Below are 24,846 nucleotides of genomic sequence, written 5' to 3'. Positions count from 1 at the left end.
TGTTAAAAATTACTCTGTGATAATCTCGTCGATCGTTCCCCCACCAAGGCAAACGTCCCCGTCATAAAAAACAACGGCTTGTCCTGGTGTAATCGCTCGTTGTGCTTCGTTAAACATAACGACTGCGTCTTCATGGTTTTCACCTGAGACGTTCACGGTTACTTCTTGATCGTCTTGTCTATATCTAAACTTTGCCGTGCAAGAGAAGCTTGTATGCTCCAAAGGCTCGATCCAGTTCACCTTTACCGCTTTTAGGCCATTGGAATAAAGGTTTGGGTGGTCGTACCCTTGTCCCACAAGCAACACATTTCTCTCAAGATCTTTTCCTACTACAAACCACGGCTCGCCGGCACCGCCGATCCCAAGCCCTTGGCGTTGACCGAGTGTATAATACATCAGTCCGTCGTGCGTGCCTTTGACTTCGCCCTCGATGGTTTGCATCTCACCTGGTTGAGCAGGTAAAAACTCGCTCAAGAAGTCTTTAAAATTGCGTTCCCCGATAAAACAAATACCAGTACTGTCCTTCTTCGTAGCCGTAGCCAAGTTTGCTTCCTTTGCAATCTCGCGAACACGGGGCTTCTCAATTTCACCGATCGGGAACATCACATGCTGCAATTGCTCTTGGCTTAAAGCATTCAAAAAGTACGTTTGATCTTTATTGTTATCCACACCTCTTAAAAGCTGGACTTTCCCGTTTTCACGCCCAATTCGAGCATAGTGACCGGTAGCTAAGTAATCCGCTCCTAGAGATAAAGCGTGATCCAAAAACGCCTTGAATTTAATTTCTTTATTACACATCACGTCCGGATTCGGTGTACGACCGGCTTTATATTCTTCGAGGAAGTATGTGAATACCTTGTCCCAGTATTCCTTTTCAAAGTTGACCGCATAGTAAGGAATATCAAGTTGGTTACATACACGAATAACATCTTCATAGTCTTCTGTTGCGGTACACACGCCATTTTCATCGGTGTCGTCCCAGTTTTTCATAAAGATCCCGATCACGTCATACCCTTGCTCTTTAAGCAGATATGCTGCGACAGACGAGTCTACGCCTCCGGACATCCCTACAATGACTCTGGTATCTTCAGGTTTTCTCATTTCAGTCATGGTGTGTCACCTCCACTTTACTTTACTTTACTTTACTAATCGTTTTACAATACGAGCTGTTTGCTTACCAGCATGGGTGATGTCCTCTTTTGTAAGTCCTACACCAAAGCTATAGCGAATGGCAGACTGGCTTCTTGTTGCATCATTAGGGAACATGGCTGATAACACATGAGACGGTTCAACTGATCCCGCTGTGCAAGCAGAACCACTTGAAACAGCAATCCCCGCAATATCCAAATTCGTAAGCATCGATTCTACATTCGCCCCAGGGAAGCTGACATTCAAAATGTGAGGAAGGTGGCTTTCCGTATTTCCGTTCACATGAAAATGTAGTCCCTCTTCTTCAAAAATCGACAATAGTTGCGAACGAAAGGCTTCATAGGTTTCTCGCTTTTCTATACGATCTTCAAGAGCCAGTGCGACCGCCTTTTCCATTCCAACAATAGCTGCCACGTTTTCCGTTCCAGCTCGGCGTTTACGCTCTTGTTCACCGCCAAACAAACCTGGTGTAACGGATAAACCGGCCTTTAAGAAAAGGAAGCCGATTCCCTTTGGTCCGTTAATTTTATGAGCTGATACAGAAAGCATGTCCACATGTAACTCTCGTACATCGATCTCTTCCATACCAAAAGCTTGAACCGCATCAGTATGAAAAACAGCTTGATGATCGGTTAAGAGACGGCCAATTTCAGCAATAGGTTGGACGGTTCCTACTTCGTTATTTCCAAACATGACCGATACAACGGTGGTATCATCTCTTAAAGCCTTTTTAACTTGGTCAGCTGATACTCTTCCTGTTTCATCTACCGGAAGATACGTGACGTCAAACCCTTGCTTTTCGAGAAACTCAAAGGTGTGTAGAATACCGTGATGTTCTACTTGAGTTGTTATCACGTGTTTTCCTTTTTGTTGATGAGCTGTAGCATAGCCAATTACGGCTAAATTGTCAGCCTCTGTCCCGCCGCTTGTAAATATAATTTCATGGAACCGAGCGTTAATCCCCTTTGCTATTCGTTCTCGTGCTTGATCGAGACCCCGTCTAGCTTCACGACCAAAATGATGAATGCTGGAAGGATTTCCAAACATGTCTTCATAATAAGGCATCATCGCTTTTACAACGTCTGGTAACACAGGGGATGTTGCCGCATGATCCAAATAAATCCGTTTCATCTTCTTTCACCTCTATTTGTCCCATTCACATATGATCGAACGCTTCCCACAAGCATCTGAGCGTGTAAGGGAAGTACATGTTTTCATAACAAAAGTGAGGGCTAAAACGCAGGCCTCACTTTTAGCCGTTCTTTTCTAACTAAATATAAAACATGTAATACTCTTGATCTCCTTGGCCTTCATAGTTTGCAAGATCATGGAGAGTCGTGCTATCCAATACATCTTTAACAGCGTCACGAATTTTTATCCATAGATCACGCTTCGCCGGCTCTTCATCGTCCACAACTTCAACCGGGCTGATTGGGCCTTCAAGTACGCGAATAATGTCCCCCGCAGTAATGTCCTTTGGTTCTTTAGCCAGCATATATCCGCCGTATGCCCCTCGAACGCTCTTTACCAGTTGTGCGTTTCGTAATGGGGCGATGAGTTGCTCCAAATAATGCTCTGATAGCTTGTGGTCTTTAGCAATCGATTTAAGTGATATTGGTCCTTCACCGTATTTTTTTGCTAAAGCCATCATGATCGTTAGTCCGTATCTTCCTTTAGTGGATATTTTCAACGCTCATCCCTCTTTCCATTCTTCGGTCCATCCAACCTTGACATAGTGTTAAGCATTTCCCGGTTATAGGGCCTATCGTCAAACTAAAGAGTATGGTTCCGATAAATACAGGTCCTCCCATGTACCAACCGGCTCCAAGAACAACCAATTCCATTAAACCTCTTACTCTCGAAACGGTCATCCCTGTTTTCTCGGATACAGCCAGCATAAAGCTGTCTCTGGGACCTGCTCCTCTACGTGGGCTTATGTATAAACCAATTCCAAAGCCCATGATGATAATTCCCGCAACAAGCATAATCCCTTGCCCAAGTAATGATGCTGGCGTACTTAGGATAAATAAATGAATATCAACAAAGACCCCAACAAGGATCATATTTATATAGGCTCCCGCCTTAGGCCATTCTTTTACTAACAGGGTTGCCGTAATGAGTGTTATAAAACCCATAATAATCGTCCATGTTCCAATGGTGAGACCAAATTGATTGGTTAGTCCAATGTGAAGGACATCCCAAGGGGCACTGCCAAGATCTGCCTGAATGGTCAAAGAAATCCCCAGGCTCATGATGATAAGACCTAAAATGTAAACAAACCACCTAAAAACCAGATACTCCCGTGGTGCCGCCCCTTTCATTTATTGCTCCTCTCACCTAATAAAACATCTTTGTTATAAGGTTTCAGTTTCTTATATTATAGCACATATCGTGTTATGATCAGGTTATTGCAAACCACTAGCATTTTAACGATGTTTTACCATAAATGCAATGAATAAATGTTAGTAAAGGGGAATTCCTATGGATTTATTCGACCATCCTCAACATACGAAACCAAAAGGCCCACTAGCCTCTAGAATGAGACCGCGGACAATTGAAGAAGTGATCGGACAAGAAGAAATCGTTGGCGAAGGAACGCTATTACGCCGAGCCATCCAAGCGGACCGATTAACAGCGATGATCTTTCACGGTCCCCCCGGAACAGGAAAAACAACATTAGCCCAAGTCATCGCAAATTCCACTTCCGCACACTTCGAGCAGTTAAACGCTGTATCAGCCGGGATAAAAGATGTCAGAGCGATTGTCGATCGGGCAAAAGAACGTTTAAAGTACGAGCAAATAAAAACCATTCTCTTTATAGACGAAATTCACCGCTTTAACAAAGGGCAGCAGGACGCATTACTCCCATTCGTAGAAGATGGCACTGTCATTTTAATCGGAGCCACTACCGAAAACCCAATGTTCGAGGTGAACCCAGCCCTGATCTCACGGTCTCGCCTCTTTAGGTTGTCTACTCTAAAAGACAACGAGATTGGTAAAGTGATTGACCAAGCTTTATCAGATAAAGAGCGAGGGTTCGGAGAATACAACATCAATTTGGATAAAAAAGCTCGAGATCACTTGATTGATGTGGCGAATGGTGATGCGAGAACCGCATTAAATGCTCTTGAATTGGCGGTCCTGACAACAGACCCAAATGAAGATAATATAATCATGATTGACCTTCATACAGCTGAAGCTTCCATACAAAAGCGTGTCGTTCACTACGACAAACAAGGGGACAATCATTACGATACGGTTTCAGCTTTTATTAAAAGTATCCGAGGATCCGATCCGGACGCTGCATTATATTGGCTCGCGAAAATGATTTACGCCGGGGAAGATGCCAAATTCATTGCCAGACGATTATACGTCCATGCGGCAGAAGATGTGGGGCTAGCTGATCCAAACGCTTTATTAATCGCTCAAGCTGCCGCACATGCTGTAGAATTTGTCGGGCTTCCAGAAGCGAGAATTCCACTGGCAGAAGCAACTCTTTACTTGGCGACCGCTCCTAAAAGTAACGCTGTTATCACTGGAATTGATAAAGCACTAGCTGCTGTTGAAAAAGAAAAACGAGGTGATGTGCCCGTTCACCTTAAGGACGCTCATTACAAAGGGGCCGCAAAGCTAGGCCACGGGGAAGGGTATAAATATCCTCACAATTACGAAAACCATTACGTCCCACAACAATACCTGCCTGATCATCTAAAAACCAAATCCTTTTACGAGCCTTCTTCAAACGGCTATGAAAAAACAGTCCAAAAACGCCTTGACTACTTTGAAGATCGTAAACGAAAAGGAAAATAAAGTGAGTCAGCCCAAGTTCTGGGCTGACTTTTTTTGTTGAGATGGTGTTTTGTTTGTTATTCACGGAGCGTCGCTACGAGGGTTGGTCTTTTATCTACTATGGGAATCTTGAGGTTTGTTCATCAATTTTGGAAATTCTTATCGTATTCATTTTTCCTCCACCCGAGTTAGTTCAATTCTTTGTCACTATTTCTAGCCCGATTCCTGAATCCTACTATCACCGACACTACCAAATGGAAGAAGCTAGTAATTTTTCAATGAGTTTGGTATATTTATCCGTTCATCTGACCATGTTAGTAGTAAACTTAACCGAAGAAAGGGTTGTGCCACAATGAAAGTAAGACAAGATGCATGGTCGCAAGAAGATGATCTACTATTAGCCGAAACCGTACTACGACATATTCGTGAGGGAAGTACGCAACTCAATGCCTTTGATGAGGTAGGAGACGCATTAAATAGAACATCTGCTGCATGTGGTTTCCGTTGGAACGCAGTTGTAAGAAACAAATATAACGATGCAATCAAACTAGCAAAAAAACATCGTAAAGAACGCAAACGCCGCATGGCCCATGAAGCTAAGCCGGTAACAAAGCCAGCTGTTCATGAACCGGTTGCTGCAGAAAGAGCGTATCAACCACAAGAAACATACCGTCCTGAGGAATCTTATCAAACAGAAGTGGCTCAAGAAGCAGAGATCGTTGAAGTGTCTTTACCACCAATCACGTCTCGCAAACGGGAGATGACCCTAACAGATGTCATCGAATTCCTAGAGCGTATGGCGCAAAATAACTACATGTCTGCTACTGCTAAAGTTGAAAACGAAAGACTTGCTCGTGAGAATGATTACTTGAATCGCAAGGTTACCGAGCTTGAAGGTCGTTTAAAAGAGTTGGAAGAAGAACACAAAGTCGTAGAAGAAGATTATCAATCCATCATCCAAATTATGAACCGAGCAAGACGAATGGCTCTTCTTGAAGAGGAATCCATGGAAGACCGTTCTGCCCCAGCTTTCAAAATGGACAAAAACGGAAATCTAGAAAAGATCGCTAAATAATTCAAATCGTTAACAGAGCTGTATGAAGGGAAAAACACCTTTTAGGCAGCTCTTTTTGTGTGGCGGAGGATGCAGCAAAAGCGGTAGTAACACAAAATTGGTTTAGCACTCCAATCCACTCATTATACCTAAGGAAGTGTTTATTATTCCCCTTTTTCACATTCACGCCCCTCTCGTTTCGAATTGAGTATTTCCATTCAAACACACACAAATAACCCGCTCACTTTGAGCGGGTTCAAATTTAAAAGTATAAGGGATCCCGGTATAGCCGTTTATTGCTCTTGCTTTGAACCTGCAATGACAGGTGGGTGCTTTGTCTTCCGCTTCACGCTTCCTTTATGTAGGTCAAGGCTTGCACTCCACGATAGAACGGTTAAGCTCCCTACGTTCTTGTGTTGGCTCAATGCGTTGAGGCTTCACGGTCAATCTAGGACCCTTATTATAAATCTCTTAACGTTTGAGAGACTTATCTTTGTCTTATTCTATGTGTACCCGTTTGAAAAAAGCTTAAACACTTTTTTTAAAACTTTTTTAAAAAATATAGTCACTTTTATGGTTACAGACCACATGCACTATTTTGGATTTACGGGTTGGAGGTGAAGATTAACGGCTTCCATGTTTTTATTTGCGTGTTCTGCTTAATAATACAACGGTTCCATACTTTTATTTACGGCTTCGTATCTATTTTTTACGGGTTAGCCCCTCCAACACAAAATTCCAGCCATCTCTATGTAAGAAAAAACTCCTTCATAAATTTGATCGCTATTACAGATACCAACAACATGCATTATTCTGGATTTACAGGTTGAAGCTGAAGATTAACGACTTCCATGTTTATATTTACAGGTTAGGATCAATGATTCAACGGTTTCATACTTTTATTCACAGCTTCGCACCTCTTAATACCGGTTACGCCCCCGCCACGCAAAAGCCCGGCCTTCTTTCCCATAGAAGGCCGGGCTTTATCTGTTATTCTTTTTCCGGTTTTGGCTTGATGGAGAGATTTAACTCATCAAGTTGGGCATCACTTACACCGGCTGGTGCTTTTGTAAGAAGACAACTTGCACTTGCCGTTTTAGGGAAAGCGATGGTGTCTCTCAGGTTTGAACGCCCTGCCAAAATCATAACGAGTCGGTCAAGACCAAGGGCAATTCCCCCGTGTGGAGGTGTGCCGTATTCAAATGCGTCAAGAAGGAATCCAAACTGATTTTTCGCTTCCTCATCGGAGAAGCCGAGTGCGCTGAACATTTTCTCTTGAAGGTCTCGCTCAAAAATACGCTGGGAGCCTCCACCGAGCTCATATCCATTCAGGACGAGGTCGTAAGCTTCCGCACGAACATTTTCAGGCTCTGTTACAAGCTTCTCTTCGTCTTCTTTTACTGGACGGGTGAACGGGTGGTGTTCCGCTACATAACGGTCTTCATCCTCATCATAAGAAAGAAGCGGGAACTCTGTTACCCATAAGAAGTTGTATTTCGATTTGTCAATTAGGTCATGATCTTTGGCAAACTTTTGGCGAAGGGCTCCAAGGCTGTCCCATGTTACTTTCACTTTATCGGCAACAAAGAACAGTACGTCTCCTTCTTCTGCTTCAAATGACTGGATTAATGCTTCTCGCTCGGAAGCTTCGAAGAACTTGGCAATTGGTCCTTTTAGTTCGCCACCTGCTTCTACTTTTAACCAAGCAAGTCCTTTTGCACCGTAAATCTCGACGAAAGAGCCTAGTCCATCCAAGTCTTTTCTTGAGTATTGGTCTGCTACACCTTTTACGCAGATTCCTTTTACAGCCCCGCCTTTTTCTACAGTAGAAGCAAACACTTTAAAGCCGCTTTCTTTTACAATCTCAGATACGTCAACAAGCTCCATGCCAAAGCGAGTGTCTGGCTTATCTGATCCGTAACGGTTCATGGCGTCTTGGTAAGTCAAGCGTTGGAACGGGCGCTTCACTTTTACACCTTTCACCTTTTCAAGAAGATCTACCATCATCTTTTCCATCATCTCAAGAAGGTCTTCTTTTTGCATAAAGGATGCTTCAATATCCACTTGAGTAAATTCAGGCTGACGGTCTGCTCGTAGATCTTCATCACGGAAACAGCGTGCCACTTGGTAATAACGCTCGAACCCTGACACCATCAACATTTGTTTGAACAGCTGTGGTGACTGAGGTAGTGCATAAAACTCACCGTGGTGTACACGAGAAGGAACGAGATAATCACGAGCGCCCTCTGGAGTACTCTTTGTAAGCATTGGTGTTTCGATTTCCATAAACGCTTGTTCATCAAGGAAATCACGGATGAATTTTGTTGTTTTATGTCTCAAATACATCGTTTCTTGCATTTTAGGACGACGAAGATCAAGGTAACGATACTTAAGACGCACATCTTCTGATACATCCACTTTATCTTCAATGACGAATGGCAACCCTTTCGCTGCATTCAATACTTCGATGCGATCAACCATGACTTCAACGGCACCACTTGCCACTTTTTCATTTACATTTTGAGCGTCACGAGCAATTAATTCACCCTCTACTTCAATCACGTATTCATTACGGACTTTTTCACCTGCTGCAAAAGCTTCAGGATTTTTTTCTCCGTTAAATACGACTTGAACAAATCCTGAACGGTCTCTCAAGTCTACGAAAATGACTTGTCCAAGGTCGCGGCGTTTTTTTACCCATCCTTGAAGTGTGACGCGCTCTCCGATTAACCCTTCTTCCATTTCTGAGCATGTATGTGTACGTTTAGCCATTGTTATTCTTCCCCTCTCTTGCTTTCAATGATCTTCAAAATCGCTTTATCTAAGGTTAGTTGTTCTTGTTCTCCACTGTTAAGGTCCTTCAAAACGATCGTGTCCTGTGCAATCTCTTCGTCTCCTAAAATAAGCGTAAACGACGCACGTTGACGATCCGCCGCTTTGAATTGCGCCTTCATTTTTTTACCCATGTAATCTGTGTCAACCGCAATGCCTTCACTTCGAAGTTTGTGGAGTAATCCAGGCGCTTTCTTTTTCGCATCATCGCCCATTGTTATTAAATAAGCATCAATACTGCTTTCTACTGGTAGGGAAACACCTTGGGTCTCAAGGGCCATTAGTAATCGCTCGAGACTTAGAGCAAAACCAATTCCAGGTGTTTGAGGTCCACCGATTTCCTCAACCAGTCCGTTGTATCGTCCACCACCTGTAAGGGTGGTGATAGCTCCAAAGCCTTCCCCGTCAATCATGATCTCAAATGCCGTGTTGTTGTAGTAATCAAGACCGCGAACGAGGCCAGGATCCACTTCAAACGGGATGTTCATTGATGAAAGGTAGGATTGTACATTTTCGAAATACTGCTTTGATTCTTCGTTTAAATATTCAAGAATGGATGGAGCAGATGCCATAAGCTCGTGGTCTTTGTCCTTTTTACAATCGAGAATTCTGAGCGGGTTCTTCTCGAGTCGCCCTTGACAATCTCCGCAAAATTCACTGATTCTCGGCTTGAAGTGTTCAATCAAGGCATTACGATGGTTGTTACGGCTCTCTTTATCTCCAAGACTGTTAATAACAAGCTTTAATCCTTTTAAGCCAAGCTCTTGGTAAAAGCTCATGGCAAGTGCAATCACTTCTGCATCAATTGCCGGATCGTCACTCCCCATCGCCTCTACACCGAACTGCACGAACTGACGCATACGTCCCGATTGAGGCCTTTCATAACGAAACATCGGGCCGATGTAATAAAGCTTTACAGGTTGATCGGCCCATCCAAACATTTTGTTCTCCACGTAAGAACGAACAGTAGAAGCCGTTCCTTCAGGTCTTAAGGTAAGGCTTCTGCCGCCTCGATCTTGAAACGTGTACATCTCTTTTTGAACAATGTCCGTCGTATCTCCTACTCCACGTTGAAATAGTTCCGTTTGCTCAAACATGGGAGTGCGAATTTCTTTATAGTTATAGCGGCGGCAAAGATCATGTGCTTTTCGCTCCACATATTTCCACATCGCCGATGATTCAGGTAAGATATCTTGCGTTCCTCGAGGGATTTTAAAATTCATCTTTATTTCCTCCTTGTTATTCTATGTATTCTTGGTAAGCGAAACCGAGTTTGGTGAAAGGTAGGCTTCGCAGTTCTGGTTTAAAGTGTTTCCGTTTGATGATTCGGTTCAACTCTTTATACCGATAAAAGGTCTTGAAAATACAAAAAACCCCCATCCCTGTTAGAAACAGGGACGAGAGTTTTATTCCCGTGGTACCACCCTAGTTGAGTTACGCTTTTGTCTGATGGAAAGTTAAAAAAGCAAACTCCGCTTTCATTGATAACGCCATTCATGGCGGTTTTTTCTAATAAGACGTGGTCCGTTCAAAAAAACACCTAAAGAGTGTTCGTTCATTGAGGTCTTGGAAAAGTGCTTTCAGCCTATGGCACTTTTTCTCTGATACAAAGGAATCTCAACTACTTTGCTCTATCATCGGTTCTTACGTTGTATTGAATTTAAGATGAATCTATCATACGAAGAGATTGATGCTCTTGTCAAGGACATCTTGAGAAATCAATTTCTTCCCAATTTCTTCTTCAATGTTTTAACATCATGAAGGGAAAGACCAAACTCGCATGCCAACTCGAAGTTTGAGTGATCCTCCCCTCGTTCAGCAAATCGATGAAGATCAACTCCCATATAATTGTTGGCTTGGTGCTGCTTTTCCCGTTGACTGTGCCCGTCTCTCATCACAATTCCCTCCGTCCGTTTCCTTTCTTTTAGCATGTCCAAAAGAAGAAACGTTTAGACGGAAGGGAAGCTATTCTTTACTGTCGATGATTAATGTAACAGGACCGTCATTTGTAAACTCCACATCCATCATCGCCCCGAAAACACCGGTTTCTACATGAAGGCCGTTTTCTTTCAGACGAGAATTGAACATTTCATAAAGCTCGTTTGCTTGATCGGGTTTAGCTGCACTCATAAAGTTCGGACGGCGTCCTTTTCGACAATCCCCATAAAGGGTAAACTGAGAAACACTAAGCACTTCTCCACCTGCATCAATGACACTATTGTTCATTTTGTTATTGTCATCTTCAAAAATGCGAAGGTGACTTACTTTATCCGCGCAAAAAATGACGTCATCCTTCGTATCTTCATGGGTAACACCGACAAGCACCATAAGGCCTTTCGTTATCTCTCCAACAACCTCACCATCGACTACGACTCGCCCTGCTTTAGAGCGTTGGACTACAATACGCATCTTTCCACTCCTTATGTAAGAGACCACTGAAAAGGACATGTTCCACCTTATTCAGTGCCTTAATTTAAGAGTAGGTGTTCTGAGCGACGTCAGAACACCTACATTCATAAATCCTACAATCTTCACACTTAGTGCATAATCCGACGAACGGCATAAATATCAGGAATCTGCTTTACGCGATCAACTACTTTTTGCAAATGAGCAACGTTTTGAATTGAAATTGTCATATCAATCGTCGCCATCTTATTTTTATCGGACTTCCCTGACACGGCATTGATATTCGTTTTTGTCTCAGCAACAGCTTGAAGAACTTCATTGAGCAGACCACGGCGATCAAAGCCGGAGATTTCAATATCAACGTTATAGTTCTTCGTTTTTTGCTGATCCCCTTCCCACTCAACAGGTAAGAGACGTGTTTTCGCTTCACTGTTATCCACATTCGGGCAGTCGCTTCTGTGAATGCTCACACCGCGCCCTTTCGTGATGTACCCGATGATTTCATCTCCTGGTACTGGATTGCAGCATCTGGACAATCGAATCAACAAGTTGTCGATCCCTTTTACCCGGACACCGACACTTCCTTTTTTAGGAGTAGCATACGATTTCAAGTCGCTTACAGCTTCTGTAATCGTTTGATTGTCTGCTTCCTCTTCTTGTTGCTTTCTAATGTTATCTGTGAGGCGCGTAACGATCTGAGCTGCAGTAATGCCGTTGTATCCGACTGCAGCATACATGTCTTCATCTGACGTGAAGTTGAATTTATCTGCCACACGATCCAGGTTTTCAACTGTTAGGACTTCTTTTAACTCGTAACCTTTACGCTCAATTTCACGTTCAACGAGATCACGACCTTTGTCGACATTTTCTTCGCGACGTTCCTTTTTAAACCATTGACGAATCTTGTTCTTGGCGTGAGAGCTTTGAGTAAGCTTCAACCAGTCCTGACTCGGTCCATAGGAGTGCTTGGACGTTAAAATGTCAACGATGTCACCTGTTTTCAGTTCGTGATCGAGAGGTACCATCTTCCCGTTCACCTTGGCACCGATACAACGGTTCCCTACTTCCGTGTGAATACGATAAGCAAAGTCTAAAGGTACGGAGCCTTTAGGTAATTCAATGACATCACCTTTGGGCGTGAAAACGAACACCATGTCAGAAAACAGGTCAATCTTAAGGGACTCCATGAATTCCTGTGCATCGTTCGTATCGTTTTGCCATTCAATGATTTCTCTAAACCAAGAAAGTTTCGTTTCAAGCGTCTCGTTGTTATCTTCAACATTCTTTTTCTCTTTATATGCCCAATGAGCGGCCACACCATATTCGGCAACCTTGTGCATGTCTTCAGAACGAATCTGAACCTCTAGGGGGTCTCCTTTAGGTCCAATAACGGTTGTATGAAGAGATTGGTACATATTCGCCTTTGGCATGGCAATATAATCTTTGAAACGTCCCGGCATAGGTTTCCAATGCGTATGGATAATACCGAGAACCGCATAACAGTCTTTAATATTCTTTACAATGATCCTTACTGCCAACAAGTCATAAATCTCGTTAAACTGCTTGTTTTGTAAGGCCATTTTTCGATAGATGCTGTATATATGCTTGGCTCTACCATTAATCTCTGCCTTTACCCCTACTTGACCAAGACGTTCAACAATTTTGTCTTTCACTTCATCGATATATGTTTCTCGTTCTGCACGCTTTTTCTTCATAAGGTTTACAATCCGGTAGTATTGCTGCGGATTGAGGTAACGAAGAGACGTGTCTTCAAGCTCCCATTTAATAGCGGAAATACCAAGGCGATGGGCAAGAGGTGCAAAGATCTCAAGTGTTTCATTCGCGATTCGTCGCTGTTTTTCAGGTGGCAAATGCTTCAAGGTTCGCATGTTATGAAGTCGGTCTGCTAGCTTGATCAAAATAACACGGATGTCTTTTGCCATGGCAACAAACATTTTTCTATGATTTTCTGCTTGCTGTTCTTCTTTGGACTTGTATTTAATTTTCCCAAGCTTTGTTACGCCATCTACGAGCATCGCAACTTCATCACCGAATTCTTTGGCGATATCTTCCAAAGGGACGTCCGTATCTTCAACAACATCATGAAGAAACGCGGCCGCTATCGTTTTAGGATCCATTCCTAAATCAGCGAGAATGCCGGCAACCTGAACAGGATGAGCAATATAGGGCTCACCGGATTTGCGGAACTGGTCTTTATGTGATCTTTCAGCCATCAAATACGCATTGCGTAAGAAAGTCACGTCCTGTTCAGAAAGATATTCACTTGCAATTTGAAGCACTTGTTCACTTGTCATGAAATCACCTTACATCTAAAGATTTCTTCCATATCAAAGCAGGAGGATATGAGAATTTTGTCGAAAAGACAATCAAAGAAAACTCGGCCAATGCCGAGTCATCAGCAGAAGTTCAATTGGATGAATTACCCAGACGTCTTCCCCTGTAGTCTATTCGTTGTTTTTTTTTGCCGTAATTATGAATTGCCATTATCTTAACATAGTATTTGAGAAAGTGTCATTTTATTTTTATATTAAATGCGAAAAGAATAGGAAATCCATTGGAAAGCAGTAGTTCAAACGACTTTTCAATTGCAAAGTCCATGCTTTTCTCTAGGTCATCTATTTATGAAAAGGAGTGCTACTTTGAGCACTCCTTTTCGTTAGTCTTTAGTATTGAACCAAAGAGTAAACATCATAATTCTTCAATTTGTCTCTTCCATCAAGGTAAGAGAGTTCGATCATAAATACGATACCGGCTACAACGCCACCAAGCTCTTCGACCATTTTAATGGTTGCTTCGATCGTGCCACCTGTTGCAAGAAGATCATCGGCAATCAGTACCTTTTGCCCCGGCTTAATCGCATCTTTATGGATATTCAGGCTGTCTTTTCCGTATTCCAACCCGTAGTCTACTTCAAGGACTTCTCGAGGAAGCTTTCCTGCTTTACGAACAGGAGCAAAGCCAATTCCCATCGTGTAAGCAATCGGACAACCTACTACAAATCCACGTGCTTCAGGTCCAACAACAACGTCAATGTCTTTTTCTTTTGCAAAGTCCGCCATTTCATCAATGGCTTTTTTGTATGCTTCGCCATTTTCCATAAGCGTTGTAATGTCTTTAAAACGAATGCCTTCCTTTGGGAAGTTCTCAACAACTGTAATGTACTTTTTAAAATCCATTTCTTTGTCCTCCTAGAATTATGAACACTTATACTATGATTTCTGTCTCATTTTTTTGAATAAGCGGTTCGAACCATTGCTTTAATGCACGATAGGATGAATACACGAGCTGATTTTCCAGCTCTCCTTGCTTCAGCTGTTGCTGGTACAATCTTGAATCACCTAGCGATTTCTTCGAAGGCTTATCTTGAAGCGTTACAAACCCATTGTCCATTGTAACAAAATCCAGTTCAAAAAACACCTTACTCATAAAAACGACCGTATCTTTTGTCCAACCTTTATGTTTGGCTAAGTCTTGTGCTTGCTTTTCCAAGTTAAACGACCCACGTTTGGTTAAAAATGCATAATACCATTTAAAATGATCTCTAGTAGGCAACGTCTTAAAGAATGTATCCTCTTCTTGAGCAAAAACAGCATAAACTCGACTTGGTTTGCCAGCCTGCATTAAGGTCGGAATATCGTCTTCCGTCACCGGAATATCACCTAAAATAAGATACGCACCCGTAATGTCTGTCTCGCCTTGTTCTAGAGCTGAGTAGTCCATGACTTCAACCGAGCTTCCTGTAAAAGCAGTCGGCACGTTCGTGTCTTCTCTAAATTTCACGTAAACGACTCTCTCCCCTTCCACTTGATCAAGGAAAGAAGTCCAGTTCACGTATTTGCCTCTAAGGTCAAACAACTGCCAGCCCTCTACTTTAATATCATTTATAATCAGCTGAGGTTTCACATGACCGTTCCATTCATTAATCGATACATCCCCAATAACGGATACAGAGTCAAGCGGTGTGATCTCTTCATATAAATCACCAATCCGAAACCCGATCCCATCAAGTTTGGCACCGTCATCTTCAAACGTTACTTTTAAATGATCCTTGTTAGAGCCGATTTTTTTATATTGGTCAAGGTTAGCTTCGGAAATCATCACTTTTGGTGCAGGATGACCAACACCGAATGGAGCCAGCTTATTCAAATCCTGAATGGCATCCACCGTGACTTCACTAATTTTGGCAACAATGTCTACTTTTTTAGTTGGGATAAAGTCGTCTTCTGTTAAGACTTCGTCTGCAAGCCTTCCAAGCTTTGCACGGAGCTTATCGATATGCTCCATTTCCATTGTTAGACCTGCTGCCATCGGATGTCCCCCAAAATGAGGAAGCCACTCACGGCACTGTGAGAGGTTCTTAAACATATCAAACCCTTCAATACTTCTGGCAGAGCCTTTAGCGAGGCCGGTTTCTGGATCAAAGCTTAAAACGATGGTAGGCCGGTAATACTTTTCTACCAGCCTTGAAGCTACAATGCCGATAACACCTGCATTCCATCCTTCTTGCCCTACGATAATGACGGATCCTGCCCCTTTTTGCTCGACTTGGGCAATCGCTTCTTTCGTAATATCATTTACGATTTTTTGACGTTCTTTATTTAGCGCATCTACTTCTTCAGCAATTTGTTCTGCTTCTTCACTATCTTCCGTGATTAGAAGAGATACAGCCGGATCAGCTGAGTCAAGACGCCCCGCAGCATTTAAACGAGGGCCGATTGCAAAGCCGACATGTTCTTCTGTTACGCCATCCGTATCCACACCAGAGAGCTCCATTAATGCTCTCAAGCCGGGACGTGTTGTTTGTGACACGGCTGTTAAGCCTTTTTGCACTAAGTATCGGTTTTCTCCGACAAGAGGTACAAGATCGGCAATCGTCCCTAGTGTGTAGAGGTCCAAATACTCATCTGGAAATCGACCAAGTAACGCCTGAGACGTTTTCAGTGCGACACCTACACCCGCAAGATCCTTAAAAGGGTATGTGCAATCTTTTTGTTTATGATTAACAATGGCATACGCATCAGGCAACGTTGGAGGTGGTTCATGGTGATCCGTAATAATCAAGTCCATTTCCAGCTCTTTGGCCACCGTTGCTTCGTTGACCGCAGATATCCCCGTGTCAACAGTCACGATTAAACTTACCCCGGCTTCTTTTGCCTTTCTAAAAGCAGGCTCGTTTGGGCCATACCCTTCTGTAAAACGATTAGGGACGTAGTAGCCTACGTCTGCACCGAGCGCTCTCAAAGTTAGGAACATGACTGATGTACTCGTTACACCATCTGCATCATAGTCTCCAAAAACCAAGATCTTTTCTTTATTTTGAATCGCCTGCTGAATCCGCTCAACAGCCTTGTCCATATCTTTTAATAAAAACGGATCATGAAGAGCCGTTTCGTCCATTTTCAAAAATGACCGGGCTTCCTCTGAGTCTGTCCACCCTCGCTGAACAAGGAGCCTTGCAGCGAGCGCGGATATGTTCAAGTCCTTTGCCAGCCCGTTAACAAGAGACTCATCTATCGTTTCAATGTTCCATCTAGCTTTAGATTTAAGCATAAAAAACACCCCTGACCCACTCATTATACAAGAGGGTTATAGGGGTGACAACGTTGAAATTACGATTGTTCTGATTCGGACACGTCCACGTCTTTTTTGTTTTTATGTCTTTCTTTCACACGTGAGCGCTCTGACGTATCCGGTTTCAATTGGTTATTTTCCGCTTCCAGCCTTTTGACTTGTTGCTGCAAGCGATAGATTTTATACATTCCCACACTTCCTACGATTAACCCACCCATTAGTACAGAGCCAATGATTACCAGAACGAGAGGCCACTCATTTTGACCGAAGAGATAATTCACTTCTACTGGATCTACGTTAATAACTGCAAAAATTGAAATTACAAGTACTACGACGATACCGATGATCAGTCCCCATTGTCCTTTCAACATCCACCATCTCCTTTGTGATTACGAATCATCCGAATATGGATTAATGTGTACACGAACATCTTGCACGTACTCATCTTCCATTAACCTGGCTTTTACTTGCTTTCCAATACTGTGGCCTTCTTCCACAGTGATAAGAGGATTCACTGCAACTTTAATATCAACAATCACATAATGCCCGTGTTCTCTTGCATAGAGCTCATTGACAGCCAACACACCTGGTACTTGTTGGGCTTCAGCAAACATTTCTTTTGTGTCTTCTTCGTGCAAAACATGATCAAGTGCATTGTGAATCGCTTCACTCCCAAGCTTCCATGCCATTTTCACAATTAAAATGGCTACGAAAAAACCTGCAACCGGGTCGGCATACACGAGCCAATCAATCCCCATATTACCACCGATAATAGAAGCGCCGATTCCAAGTAATGCTGCCAACGAAGAAAAAACGTCGGAACGGTGGTGCCAAGCGTCTGTAATTAATGCATCACTCTTGTATTTTTTACCCAAATGGATCTTATATCGAAACATCAACTCTTTTACGATGATCGAGAAAACAATCGCATAAATGGCTATTGTACCCGGAACGAAGATCGGCTCAAACAACGCTTTGATCGCATTAATCGCAATTTCTAACCCGACCACAAACAAAAGGACCGCTACAATGATCGCTGTAATTGTCTCGGCTTTCCCGTGTCCATATGGGTGATCTTCATCAGGAGGCATTTTAGCAGCTCTTACGCCAACAAGGACCGCTACCGAGCCAACAACGTCTGATGCAGAGTGAACAGCGTCCGCAACAAGCGCTCTACTGTTAGCTGTAATCCCGATAATGGCTTTCACAACTGCCAATATGATATTACCTATAATGCCTACCCACGCCCCAAACCTTACCTTTTTATACCGAATGTCCGGATCGGTCGTTGAAGTTGTCATGGCAGTCGCTCCCTCATAATATGTATCTTTTTATTCTACACGATTATATGTAAAAATTAATCAGACTTTCTTTTTATATCGTTTACTTGTGGTCGTGTAATCATGCGAAAGACATTCGATTAAGTCGCGTTAGTTCTGGACTTAGTCGAGTTAGCTCCGCCTTTAGTCGAGTTAGCCTCCCCTTTTGTCGAGTTAGCCTCCCCTTTTGTCGAGTTAGCTCCGCCTTTAGTCGAGTTAGCCTCCCCTTTTGTCGAGTTAGCTCCGCCTTTAGTCGAGTTAGCTCCGCCTTTAGTCGAGTTAGCCTCCCCTTTTGTCGAATTAGCTCCGTCCATAATCCAGTTGCCTCCCCTTTGCCGAGTCCGTGCGTCTCCTCCCTTCATCTCTAAAAAAAACACCCTGCCCAACCCCGGACAGAGTGCTTTCTCTTATACTTCGCTTTCTTGAAGCTGTTTTGATTTAAACTTTGCGCGTTTTAGCTGGCGTGACTTAAATACCAACCACAATTGAGCTGCGATGAAAAGAGACGAGTACGTTCCGGCTACCAAACCTACAACAAGTGCTAGTGAGAACGTACGAATGCCTTCTCCACCGAAAATCAATAAAGCTCCAGCTGCAAATACAACCGTCAATACTGTATTGATGGACCTGGCAAGTGTCTGAACAAGACTCTTGTTTACAACACGGGCCACATCCTCAAAGTCTTTGACCCTCTTCTCAAGTTTCATGTTTTCACGGATCCGGTCAAACGTCACGATCGTATCGTTGATCGAATAACCGATAATCGTGAGAACGGCAGCAATGAATGGAATATTTATTTCCATTTGAATGATGCTGAAGAATGCCAAAATAAACAAGGCATCGTGGAAAAGGGCAATGATAGCCGCTACTCCATACCAGAACTCAAATCGAATGGACACGTATATAATAATCCCGACAGTTGCGATTAACACACTAATTAAAGCGTTTCTCGCAAGCTCTTCACCGACGATTGGCGTTACACTGCTCACGGTTGGCGTGTTTCCATATACATCTTCGAAATGTCGCTGAGCCTCTAGCACATCTTGTTGTCCGAGAACGCCAATGAAGCTGGCACGACCTACGTCATTGTTGTCACCTGCTAAGATAACATCATCAGGCGTAAGCCCTATTGAAACAAACTCATCAATGACTTCTTGTTCGGTCACTGTTTCATCAGCTAGTACATCAATTGTCGTACCACTACTAAAATCGATCCCCAAGTTCAGTCCGATGGTTGAAAGGAGAATGATCCCTAAAGTAAGTAATGTCGCTGAAAACAGGAAGAATTTCTTACGATGTTTGACAAAATCCAGCTTCGTCTCTTGATGATCAAAGTTCACTGATTTCACTCTCCTTTACACCGAACAGCTTAGGCTTTTTGTTTAAGATTCGGCTGTTCACCCACAGGCCAAGAAGGAGTCTCGCACCGAATACGGCTGTAATAAAGCTCACAAGAATACTCGTAATTAGCATAATCGCAAACCCTTGAACGGCACTATTACCAAAGTAGAACAATACTCCGGCTGCAAGAATCGTTGTAATGTTCGCATCAAGGATTGTCGATAGACTTCTTCTACTTCCTGCTTTAAAGGCACTCATTGTTGACTTTCCAGAGCGAAGTTCATCTTTGATTCTCTCGTAAGTAATAATGTTCGCGTCAACGGCCATACCAACCCCCAAGATCAAAGCTGCAATTCCCGGTAACGTAAGAACAGCGTTCATCCAGTTGAAGACCACTAAAACAAAGTAAATATAAACACTTAACGTTATGACCGCAATGATACCCATAAAACGGTAGTAAAGCAGCATGTAAGCGAAAATCAATGCAATGCCGATAAACCCAGCTGTAATCGCTAAATCCATCGCTCTTTCACCTAGAGAAGCCCCGACAGAGTTTGAATAAATCTCTTCAAGTTCTACCGGCAATGCTCCAGCGTTGAGGATACCTGCCAAATCTTGAGCTTCTTCAATCGTAAAATCACCCGTAATCATGATATCTGTTGTTCTTAGAACTTCACTAACGGTTGGCGCGGATATGATTTTTGAGTCTTCTTTCATCATTTCTTCATCGAAGGAATCCTCTTCATCATAATCAAGCCAGATTGCCATACGGTTATCGGGCATATTCATGATCTCTCTTGTAACCTCTCCAAAGAGATTCGCATCTCTAACGGTTACCGTAACAATCGGACGATTCGTATCTTGGTGAAAGCTCTGACGGGCTCCCCCTTCCACAAGATCCGATCCATCAAGCATGACGTTATCGTTTACGTCCCTAAATGATAGCCTTGCCTCGGTAGACAATAACTCACGGGCAGCTTGTTGATCGGTGACACCGGCCAGTTGAACACGTATCCGGTCATCCCCTTCAATCCGTACATTTGGCTCAGAAACACCGAGTACGTCAATTCGGGCATTGATCGCACTGACCGTATCAGTCAACAATTCCCTGTCAATCTCTTGATTTTCTTCAATCGTATTAACTTCATAAAGTACTTCAAACCCACCTTGTAAATCAAGGCCAAGTTTAATATCATCTGCGTGATCCATGACGTTTGTTGCAATCAACCCAGCAAGCGCTGCGACAATTGCGAAGAAAACAACAATCCGCCACTTCTTGACGCCCCTTTTCTTATTCATGTCCTGCTTGTCCTCCTTAAACCAAGACGATGACTGAACGCGATCTACCTAATCCGTGAACCGAGTGAAGTCGCCCTGTTAAAAATCCAATATTTTCATTATAGCTCAATTAACTCGTTTTTAAAATATGTACCGGAAGTCTGTGCTATTTCTGTGCTTTTAAAGAAGACGGACTTCCGTCACAACACCTTTAACCCCTGTATTCAAGGTAATCACTACAACAACGATATACAACTCTCTATCTCTTCGAAAAATCCTTCATATTAAAATCATCAATGTTAAATGCTTCTTCCCCTTCTTGCTCAAAAAAGTTAGGGGCTTTATATGCTTCAATCGTTAAAAAATTCATGTATTCCGATGACTTTAAACTAAATACGTCTCCAATGAGTCTATGAACACGCAATGGCTCTTCAAGGTCGCCTCGCTTTATGTCTTTTCGCCACTTGACCGTAATACATTGCCACACGTCTTCTACCGTGACTTTTTCATATCCGAGCATTTGCCACTCTTCCGCTTTACTGGAAAGTGCAGGCATTAATTCATCTTTCCACTCGTCGAAGTTCATCTCACTCATGTTCAACTCTCCTCTCAGACGTTTAACCGAATAACCCGTATGTAACGGCTGTAACACCAACTCCTGCAATTAGAACCCCTGTACCAATCGCGATAAATGCTAATCGAGTCGGAATGAAAAACAAAATGGCTGCTAAACAAGCGGAGTATGCACCAGTAGTAGGTAGGGGGACAGCTGTAAACAAAATTAGTCCCATCGCACCGTACTTTTCCACTTTATCGCTCTTTTTCATCGTTCGCTTATACAACCAATCGTAAAAACGTTTATAGATGGCAAAACGCATCATGAATTGGCTAATTGGTCGAAACAAAATAAGGATCGGAAGAATCGGTAATAAGTTACCAATGATTGCGTAAAAAATGGCTTCGTACCAAGGTAGACCAAATCCAAGTGCCGCTAAAGGTATACCTCCCCTCAATTCAAGGATCGGCATTGCCGACACCAGAACAACGAGCAGTTCAGGTGGTAAAAATGAAAAGTTCTCCACAAAAAATTCCGTCAATCTTTCTTTCAATGAATGTCGCTCCTTTTACATATGCGATGTCTCTTTAATTTACCGAGAACATCTGTATTTTTCAATGATAATATGTACCTCTTTATTTACAGGAGATAGACAAGTTGTCATGCTTGGTCCCCTATTCAGCATATACATCTTTAAGGAAAAAATCTACATCAAGACAGCAATTCGTCAGACAAATCCTTTGAAAAGTACAGGATATCATTCCTAAAAGGCAGGGGCTATTTCATGACTAAACAGTCGTTTTTAAAGGGAGCGTTTATTCTAATCATCGCGGGACTCATTACGAGAGTCCTTGGCTTCGTGAATAAGATTGTAGTCGCACGGATCATGGGAGCAGAAGGCGTTGGGCTTTATATGATGGCTGTCCCTACACTACTATTGATCATTACGGTAACACAACTCGGTTTACCTGTGGCCATTTCAAAGCTCGTGGCAGAAGCAGACGCACAAGGTGATCGCACAAGAATCAAGAGAATTCTCGTTGTATCCATATCTGTAACGGCTGTTTTAAGTGTCATTTTTACAACAGCCATGGTTGTGGCAGCTCCACTCATTTCACAAACCTTGCTTACGGATGAAAGGGCGTTTTATCCACTCGTTGCTATTTCCCCTATCGTTCCAATTGTTGCCCTATCTTCTGTGTTACGAGGATACTTCCAAGGTCTTCAGAATATGAAGCCGACCGCCTATTCACAAGTCATTGAGCAAGTGGTACGGATCACACTCGTAGCCACCTTTACGACAGCTCTTTTACCTTATGGAATTGAATATGCTGCAGCTGGTGCTATGATTTCCGTTGTAATCGGAGAACTCGTTTCATTACTTTATATGATTTATCAGTTCAAACGCCGCAAAAATTTTAAAGTACGTAAACAATTCTTCACCTATGTGAAAGACTCAAAAACGACATTTAACAACTTGATGGCGATCGCACTCCCTACCACAGGAAGTCGTATGATCGGCTCCGTTTCCTTATTTTTTGAGCCAATTGTCGTCGCTCAAAGCTTAGCCATCGCTGGCGTGGCTACTGCCGTTGCAACTGCCCAGTATGGGGAGCTGGCAGGGTTTGTAATCCCACTGCTTCTTTTACCTACCTTTATCACTTACTCATTAAGTGTGTCACTGGTCCCTGCAATCAGTGAGGCAGCCTCTCAAAAGAATTACGGGATTATCCATCACCGACTAGGCCAAGCACTGAGGCTTGCTTTAGTTTCCGGTGGTGGCGCTGCTGTTATTTTGTATATGTTCGCAGAACCAGTCATGACGTTGATGTACAATGCACCTGAAGTAGCAACGTACGTCGTGATTATGGCACCGTTTAGCATTTTCTTATATTTTCAGGGCCCTCTCCAAGCTGCATTACAAGCACTCAACCTAGCAAAAGCCGCCATGTTCAACAGCTTGATTGGGGCAGTTGTCAAAATTGCAGCCATCTTCGTGTTAGCTTCTAGGCCTGAATTCGGGATTATGGGAGCAGCCCTAGCGATTGTTCTAGGCTTCATTTTGGTGACCCTTCTTCACTTTGCTACACTTGCCAAAACCATTAGTTTTACTGTCAATCTGAGAGAATTTGCCAAGGTCCTTTTGATTATCATCGCATCCGGAAGCGTTGCTTACTTCTCAATTATGTTTATTAACTTGAATGACAATCTTTTGTGGGAGACTCTGGCTCAAATTGGTCTGACTACACTCACATATGTGATTCTCCTGTTCGTGTTTAAGTTGATTAAAAAAGAAGAAGCTCGCAGGATTCCAATTATTGGAGGTTATTTTAAGTAAGCTAATGACGTTTTCCTCTTAGGAGCGATAGATGGCGACTCATGTATCTCTTACGGCAGCGGTCGATCGCTATAGGATATAGTTGGCAACCCATTTTCACATGTTGTTGCAATCACCAAAAACCTTTAGCTTAATTTTAAAAGCTAAAGGTTTTTTCCGGATTAATTAATGGGATCTCGTATCCTTTATCCAGCTCTATTGCGCGTTTATCGCCCTCTATTTCTAATTTATCGAGCTCTATTCCGCGATTATCGTCCTCTACTTCTAATTTATCGAGCTTTATTCCACTTTTATCGTCCTCTAACATCGATTTATCGACCAAACGACAAATTACAACAAATCCCGCCCACCACCAAACAACATAAATCCTGTAACACTTGTGTAGCAGCCTCATCCCTGACGACTCGGAAAACTTAGCCCTTCTCATCAATAAAAAAGTTTCCTTCGTCAGTGTAAATACAGTAGGAGATCTTCTTGATGTCTTTATACCCTAACTTCCTTAGTTCCTGTCTTAGCCACAACGGGGTCTTCCCCATTTGTTCCAAGTGTTTGTTTTGCACTTTTCCATCCAAGATTATCGGTAAGGGCAGAAGAATATCTTTTTTCTCCTTTCCCTTCTTCTTCTTAATAACAGACAGTTTTCCAGACGGTTCCAATATGGCAAACTCAACATCTGCAGGAGATTGAACGTTCTTTTGCCTCAACTGAATCAATAGGTCATCAAAGTTGTAACGTTGCTTTCTCATTTCTTTCTCATCAATTTCACCACGATTAATTAGAACGGACGGTTTCCCGTCAATTATTTTTCTCATCCGATCACTCTTTAGTGAAACAAATGCCAACGAAATTTGAATCAACATGAGGATTACCATTGGAGTAACTTGTTCAATCATTGGTACCGTTGTATTCTCGATGGATACAACCGCAAGTTCTGCAATCATAATCGATACAACGAAGTCGACAATGGAAAGTTGACCAATTTCTCGTTTACCCATCATGCGCATCACGAGAAGGATGACAAAATAAATGACGATCGTCCTGGCTGCAATCGTTCCTATATCCACCACTCTCGCTCCTCGCTAAAACGAACTTCATTTAGCTTTAGTGTCACCCAAGCGTTGGATAGTGTGCATTGAAATAGTTGGTAACAGTTACGGGAGAATTTATCAAAATAAAAAAAAAAGACCGCAAA

22 protein-coding genes, 1 other RNA gene and 1 other annotated feature are annotated in these 24,846 nt (G+C 42.8%); of the genes, 3 read left to right on the top strand and 20 right to left on the bottom strand.

Annotated elements, in window-relative coordinates:
* Positions 1–9: 9 nt before the first annotated feature.
* From mnmA to G476_RS0104990, 4 genes are all read right to left on the bottom strand, one after another.
* Positions 10–1,101 carry a tRNA 2-thiouridine(34) synthase MnmA gene (gene mnmA, locus G476_RS0105005; protein WP_205620301.1) on the bottom strand — a complete coding sequence of 364 codons (1,092 nt, stop codon included), beginning with the start codon at positions 1,099–1,101 and terminating at the stop codon, positions 10–12.
* 36 nt (positions 1,102–1,137) lie between these two features.
* Complete coding sequence (locus tag G476_RS0105000) at positions 1,138–2,280, bottom strand: cysteine desulfurase family protein (protein WP_026689113.1); 1,143 nt, start codon at positions 2,278–2,280, stop codon at positions 1,138–1,140.
* Positions 2,281–2,419: 139 nt separating this feature from the next.
* Positions 2,420–2,839, bottom strand: coding sequence for a cysteine metabolism transcriptional regulator CymR (gene cymR / locus G476_RS0104995; RefSeq protein ID WP_026689112.1), 420 nt, complete (start codon positions 2,837–2,839; stop codon positions 2,420–2,422).
* Positions 2,823–3,470, bottom strand: coding sequence for a YczE/YyaS/YitT family protein (locus G476_RS0104990; RefSeq protein WP_035186126.1), 648 nt, complete (start codon positions 3,468–3,470; stop codon positions 2,823–2,825). The genes cymR and G476_RS0104990 overlap by 17 nt, the downstream gene beginning before the upstream one ends.
* A gap of 160 nt (positions 3,471–3,630) precedes the next feature.
* Between G476_RS0104990 and G476_RS0104985 the strand changes: the two genes are divergently transcribed.
* Positions 3,631–4,959: an AAA family ATPase gene (locus G476_RS0104985; protein ID WP_026689110.1), complete on the top strand. Its 1,329-nt coding sequence runs from the start codon at positions 3,631–3,633 to the stop codon at positions 4,957–4,959.
* Between the two features lie 331 nt (positions 4,960–5,290).
* Positions 5,291–6,013 (top strand): RsfA family transcriptional regulator, encoded by a 723-nt coding sequence (locus tag G476_RS0104980; protein WP_026689109.1) that lies wholly within the window; start codon positions 5,291–5,293, stop codon positions 6,011–6,013.
* Between the two features lie 252 nt (positions 6,014–6,265).
* Here the strand turns inward: G476_RS0104980 and ssrS are convergent.
* The 14 genes from ssrS to G476_RS0104915 all read right to left on the bottom strand — a co-directional run bounded on the left by ssrS (position 6,266) and on the right by G476_RS0104915 (position 21,869).
* Positions 6,266–6,450: non-coding RNA, 6S RNA (gene ssrS / locus G476_RS23205), on the bottom strand.
* 532 nt (positions 6,451–6,982) lie between these two features.
* Entirely contained in the window at positions 6,983–8,764 is a 1,782-nt protein-coding gene (gene aspS / locus G476_RS0104975; protein ID WP_026689108.1) for an aspartate--tRNA ligase, read from the bottom strand.
* A gap of 2 nt (positions 8,765–8,766) precedes the next feature.
* On the bottom strand, positions 8,767–10,047 hold the full coding sequence (gene hisS, locus G476_RS21300; protein WP_035186123.1) for a histidine--tRNA ligase: 1,281 nt from the start codon (positions 10,045–10,047) through the stop codon (positions 8,767–8,769).
* A 167-nt stretch (positions 10,048–10,214) separates the two neighbouring features.
* Positions 10,215–10,471 (bottom strand) — a binding site (T-box leader).
* A gap of 71 nt (positions 10,472–10,542) precedes the next feature.
* Positions 10,543–10,719 carry a hypothetical protein gene (locus G476_RS23790; protein WP_169720873.1) on the bottom strand — a complete coding sequence of 59 codons (177 nt, stop codon included), beginning with the start codon at positions 10,717–10,719 and terminating at the stop codon, positions 10,543–10,545.
* A gap of 70 nt (positions 10,720–10,789) precedes the next feature.
* Positions 10,790–11,233, bottom strand: coding sequence for a D-aminoacyl-tRNA deacylase (gene dtd / locus G476_RS0104960; protein WP_026689107.1), 444 nt, complete (start codon positions 11,231–11,233; stop codon positions 10,790–10,792).
* Positions 11,234–11,361: 128 nt separating this feature from the next.
* On the bottom strand, positions 11,362–13,545 hold the full coding sequence (locus G476_RS0104955) for a RelA/SpoT family protein (RefSeq protein ID WP_026689106.1): 2,184 nt from the start codon (positions 13,543–13,545) through the stop codon (positions 11,362–11,364).
* Positions 13,546–13,914: 369 nt separating this feature from the next.
* Positions 13,915–14,427 carry an adenine phosphoribosyltransferase gene (locus G476_RS0104950; protein WP_026689105.1) on the bottom strand — a complete coding sequence of 171 codons (513 nt, stop codon included), beginning with the start codon at positions 14,425–14,427 and terminating at the stop codon, positions 13,915–13,917.
* A 28-nt stretch (positions 14,428–14,455) separates the two neighbouring features.
* On the bottom strand, positions 14,456–16,801 hold the full coding sequence (recJ, locus tag G476_RS0104945) for a single-stranded-DNA-specific exonuclease RecJ (RefSeq protein ID WP_026689104.1): 2,346 nt from the start codon (positions 16,799–16,801) through the stop codon (positions 14,456–14,458).
* A gap of 59 nt (positions 16,802–16,860) precedes the next feature.
* Positions 16,861–17,190: a LapA family protein gene (locus tag G476_RS0104940; RefSeq protein WP_026689103.1), complete on the bottom strand. Its 330-nt coding sequence runs from the start codon at positions 17,188–17,190 to the stop codon at positions 16,861–16,863.
* Between the two features lie 21 nt (positions 17,191–17,211).
* Positions 17,212–18,123 (bottom strand): cation diffusion facilitator family transporter, encoded by a 912-nt coding sequence (locus G476_RS0104935; RefSeq protein ID WP_026689102.1) that lies wholly within the window; start codon positions 18,121–18,123, stop codon positions 17,212–17,214.
* 425 nt (positions 18,124–18,548) lie between these two features.
* Positions 18,549–19,481, bottom strand: a complete 933-nt coding sequence (gene secF / locus G476_RS23200) for a protein translocase subunit SecF (protein WP_084405620.1) — start codon at positions 19,479–19,481, stop codon at positions 18,549–18,551.
* The gene (gene secD / locus G476_RS23195) at positions 19,471–20,781 is read right to left on the bottom strand and encodes a protein translocase subunit SecD (protein WP_084405618.1); all 1,311 of its coding nucleotides are present in this window, start codon (positions 20,779–20,781) and stop codon (positions 19,471–19,473) included. Before secD ends, secF begins: the two co-directional genes overlap by 11 nt.
* Before the next feature lie 238 nt (positions 20,782–21,019).
* Positions 21,020–21,355, bottom strand: coding sequence for a post-transcriptional regulator (locus G476_RS21290; protein WP_051314663.1), 336 nt, complete (start codon positions 21,353–21,355; stop codon positions 21,020–21,022).
* A 22-nt stretch (positions 21,356–21,377) separates the two neighbouring features.
* Complete coding sequence (locus G476_RS0104915) at positions 21,378–21,869, bottom strand: COG2426 family protein (protein ID WP_051314662.1); 492 nt, start codon at positions 21,867–21,869, stop codon at positions 21,378–21,380.
* Positions 21,870–22,100: 231 nt separating this feature from the next.
* On the opposite strand from G476_RS0104915, the gene spoVB reads away from it, so the two are divergent.
* A complete protein-coding gene (gene spoVB / locus G476_RS0104910; RefSeq protein ID WP_026689099.1) occupies positions 22,101–23,654 on the top strand; it encodes a stage V sporulation protein B in 1,554 nt (517 codons plus the stop codon).
* A 136-nt stretch (positions 23,655–23,790) separates the two neighbouring features.
* On the opposite strand, the gene G476_RS23485 is transcribed toward spoVB, so the two are convergent.
* Both G476_RS23485 and G476_RS0104900 read right to left on the bottom strand, forming a co-directional pair.
* On the bottom strand, positions 23,791–23,961 hold the full coding sequence (locus G476_RS23485) for a hypothetical protein (RefSeq protein WP_156906519.1): 171 nt from the start codon (positions 23,959–23,961) through the stop codon (positions 23,791–23,793).
* A 106-nt stretch (positions 23,962–24,067) separates the two neighbouring features.
* Positions 24,068–24,718: a DUF421 domain-containing protein gene (locus G476_RS0104900; RefSeq protein WP_245579630.1), complete on the bottom strand. Its 651-nt coding sequence runs from the start codon at positions 24,716–24,718 to the stop codon at positions 24,068–24,070.
* Positions 24,719–24,846: the final 128 nt, after the last annotated feature.

Origin of the sequence: Alteribacter aurantiacus DSM 18675, assembly GCF_000429705.1 — a bacterium.
GTDB classification, from domain to species: Bacteria; Bacillota; Bacilli; order Bacillales; family Salisediminibacteriaceae; genus Alteribacter; species Alteribacter aurantiacus.
Note: the sequence above shows the minus strand (reverse complement) of the source record. Positions and strands in the feature narration are given on the sequence as shown.

What these genes read in the sequence shown, in the direction of transcription:
- mnmA (WP_205620301.1), bottom strand. Translation starts at nt 1,101, where the DNA reads ATGAGAAAACCTGAAGATACCAGAGTCATTGTAGGGATGTCCGGAGGC.
- G476_RS0105000 (WP_026689113.1), bottom strand. Translation starts at nt 2,280, where the DNA reads ATGAAACGGATTTATTTGGATCATGCGGCAACATCCCCTGTGTTACCA.
- G476_RS0104990 (WP_035186126.1), bottom strand. Translation starts at nt 3,470, where the DNA reads ATGAAAGGGGCGGCACCACGGGAGTATCTGGTTTTTAGGTGGTTTGTT.
- G476_RS0104985 (WP_026689110.1), top strand. Translation starts at nt 3,631, where the DNA reads ATGGATTTATTCGACCATCCTCAACATACGAAACCAAAAGGCCCACTA.
- G476_RS0104980 (WP_026689109.1), top strand. Translation starts at nt 5,291, where the DNA reads ATGAAAGTAAGACAAGATGCATGGTCGCAAGAAGATGATCTACTATTA.
- aspS (WP_026689108.1), bottom strand. Translation starts at nt 8,764, where the DNA reads ATGGCTAAACGTACACATACATGCTCAGAAATGGAAGAAGGGTTAATC.
- hisS (WP_035186123.1), bottom strand. Translation starts at nt 10,047, where the DNA reads ATGAATTTTAAAATCCCTCGAGGAACGCAAGATATCTTACCTGAATCA.
- G476_RS23790 (WP_169720873.1), bottom strand. Translation starts at nt 10,719, where the DNA reads ATGAGAGACGGGCACAGTCAACGGGAAAAGCAGCACCAAGCCAACAAT.
- dtd (WP_026689107.1), bottom strand. Translation starts at nt 11,233, where the DNA reads ATGCGTATTGTAGTCCAACGCTCTAAAGCAGGGCGAGTCGTAGTCGAT.
- G476_RS0104955 (WP_026689106.1), bottom strand. Translation starts at nt 13,545, where the DNA reads ATGACAAGTGAACAAGTGCTTCAAATTGCAAGTGAATATCTTTCTGAA.
- G476_RS0104950 (WP_026689105.1), bottom strand. Translation starts at nt 14,427, where the DNA reads ATGGATTTTAAAAAGTACATTACAGTTGTTGAGAACTTCCCAAAGGAA.
- recJ (WP_026689104.1), bottom strand. Translation starts at nt 16,801, where the DNA reads ATGCTTAAATCTAAAGCTAGATGGAACATTGAAACGATAGATGAGTCT.
- G476_RS0104935 (WP_026689102.1), bottom strand. Translation starts at nt 18,123, where the DNA reads ATGACAACTTCAACGACCGATCCGGACATTCGGTATAAAAAGGTAAGG.
- secD (WP_084405618.1), bottom strand. Translation starts at nt 20,781, where the DNA reads ATGAATAAGAAAAGGGGCGTCAAGAAGTGGCGGATTGTTGTTTTCTTC.
- G476_RS21290 (WP_051314663.1), bottom strand. Translation starts at nt 21,355, where the DNA reads ATGAGTGAGATGAACTTCGACGAGTGGAAAGATGAATTAATGCCTGCA.
- spoVB (WP_026689099.1), top strand. Translation starts at nt 22,101, where the DNA reads ATGACTAAACAGTCGTTTTTAAAGGGAGCGTTTATTCTAATCATCGCG.
- G476_RS23485 (WP_156906519.1), bottom strand. Translation starts at nt 23,961, where the DNA reads ATGTTAGAGGACGATAAAAGTGGAATAAAGCTCGATAAATTAGAAGTA.